Origin of the sequence: Bartonella sp. AA1HLJMS (assembly GCF_042197445.1) — a bacterium.
Taxonomy (GTDB): domain Bacteria; phylum Pseudomonadota; class Alphaproteobacteria; order Rhizobiales; family Rhizobiaceae; genus Bartonella.
Window position 1 is genome coordinate 1 of sequence record NZ_JBHIRW010000118.1, and the last position, 2,311, is coordinate 2,311.

3 protein-coding genes are annotated in these 2,311 nt (G+C 31.1%); 1 reads left to right on the forward strand and 2 read right to left on the reverse strand.

The annotated features are described in order from the left end of the window. Window positions 1–627, forward strand: a 627-nt coding sequence (locus ACFIQE_RS09680; RefSeq protein ID WP_375707636.1) for a hypothetical protein, incomplete at its 5' end; no start/stop codon positions are given. Here ACFIQE_RS09680 and ACFIQE_RS09685 read toward each other — a convergent pair. After that, entirely contained in the window at window positions 611–1,150 is a 540-nt protein-coding gene (locus ACFIQE_RS09685) for a hypothetical protein (RefSeq protein ID WP_375621057.1), read from the reverse strand. The two genes, ACFIQE_RS09680 and ACFIQE_RS09685, sit on opposite strands and share 17 nt — an antisense overlap. A gap of 575 nt (window positions 1,151–1,725) precedes the next feature. Continuing rightward, window positions 1,726–1,974 carry a hypothetical protein gene (locus ACFIQE_RS09690; protein ID WP_273790439.1) on the reverse strand — a complete coding sequence of 83 codons (249 nt, stop codon included), beginning with the start codon at window positions 1,972–1,974 and terminating at the stop codon, window positions 1,726–1,728. Between the last annotated feature and the right edge of the window lie 337 nt (window positions 1,975–2,311).

Consider the following 2,311-nt stretch of genomic DNA (forward strand, 5'->3'; position numbering starts at 1 on the left):
GAAAATGACTTTCAGAATATTCCTAACCCACGTCCTAGAAAATATGTTGAACAGAATAAGCAATATTTTGGAATTTTAATTCCTATAGAGTTTACTCTTTTTTCTTCAAATAAAGAGTTAAACAAATTCTTGCAGCTACACTACAAAAAATCTTTTCCCCCGAAAACGATTGATATCTCACCTGATATTTTTGGTAAGGAAGAGTTCGAAAAAAAATTGCTTTTAATTAAAGAAATAAAACTGAAATATACCCAACCAAAACAATTAGATTTTTTTGCAATGCAATCAGAAGACAACTTGCTAAAGATGGCTAAAATTTTGTTGGGTGAATTTCCCACGGATGATTATTCTGAAATGGAACTTGACTTGGGTATCAAATTTAAAGAAAAAAATAATTTAAAGAATTATTTTTTGAATCTTTTTAAAAAATATAAATTAAATCCAGCATTTAAAAACATAAGTTTTGTTGGAAAGACACATAATAATTTTGATATAATCTTTAATACTGAAACTTTTCAACATAAATTTGCTATTAAAACAAGTAAAAATGATAATGGTATGTATAATGAAGGTCATATAAAAGAAAAATTAAAGCATGAAATCGTAAGTTTTACTGTATCTCTTTAATAGAGCACTGTAGCGTGTAAATAGATATATTTATTAAACTGCGTGTACGCAACATAAGAAAGAACACACAGACTAAAAAAAAGTACCAAATTATAATATTTGAATATCCAAGAGCAATATCTAAGTACCAAAGTATGGTATCCAATGAAAAAGAAAACTTGTGTTCCACGTACTTAGAAATGACAGGCAAAGAAACAGTTTCTTTATAACTACTTGGGAAAATTAAAACGACAAGCGCTAAAATTATTAACTTTAGGAGACTGTGCATATACTGATGTAATTCACATGTTAATCTCTTCCAACCTGTTGTATTGCCGCATTTATATTGTGGGTTGTTTTGCAACTCAGAAGGGATATTAGAATTGCATAAAATTGCAAAAACAGTTGTTACGATCACCAAAGAAATAGACGCGAATGTCAAAATACCCTGAATAAAGTCAAGATTTTTTCTTATTCCTAAAAAACATACAAATATAAAAATTATAACGCCAAACAAGGCTTTTCTCTTCTTATCTGTAAACATATTTATTTCCTGTGAAAAAATTATGATCTCAATTTCTTAAATTATTTTCTGATATAAAAACACAAACTACCTTTTAGTCTTTTTAGCATTTGCTTTTCTTTTAATAGCAATGTCTTCTATTGCATCCAGTTGCTTTTAATATTTTAGTTAACCTCGTCTATGATTTATCTATAGTTGATGATAGCTTTAAACACAGAGCTCCATAATCCCAAACTCTTGCTTGCATTTTGATACCCAAATCCACCTTTCAACAAAGCCCATCGCACTGGCAACCATTTCATAAAGATTAAAGAAAAGCTCTGTTATTTCAAAAGTACACGAAAGGGAATCATAACTGCCGCAACATTTTTTGCGCTGATGCTGGCTACTCATGTTTTAAAAAACAAATATTTTGAAATTCGCGTATCCTAAAATCCTTAATTTGTATTAATGGATTTATTTACTTTATAAATTTGATACTATAGAGCTATTTTAGCTTCTAGAAATATATTGTACATTAAAAAAACTTTTTAATCACTCTTTAAATGCATATCCAATCCAAAAATAATCAGCACTTTTCACTATTTTGCTACTTTTTAGAAATCTATTTTAAACTCTCCTATCATTAGTTCATGAAGAGTTTTGGTGCGTGAAAGAAGGTCTTTTTCAATCTCTTCACAATACTTAGAAAAATCTGTTGCTCTTGGAATGATTTTTTTAGACATGCTTTCTACGTTGCTCTGCAAAATGCGTTTTAAGGACTCTTTCAAAATCAATAAGGAAATACCTTTGAGTTCAGTTTGATAAGCTTGAGAAGAGGTATTATAGTCCATATATTTTTGCATGTGGAAGCTACCACAAGAGAACAAGCGAAAAGTATTAGAGATATCATCATTTGAAGCTTTTACAGCAATAAACCTGTGAAGCCATATGCAAGTCTCAAGTGCATTTTCTTCATTCGGTTTTTGTTTTTAATTTTCCATACGACACACTGCTTATTACTTTGGGTTGATTAAGATTTGTAAGGAAAGTTGATTGGCAAGCAGTTAAGGCTGAATTTAAAGACTGGGATTATAAAGCCCAAGGGCTGACAGAAGCCGGTGCAGCTCTCGTGGCATTGGCTGTCACGGCGGTTACGGGTGGAGCAGCCTCGGGCGCTGCCAGTGCCATTACCGGTGCTTT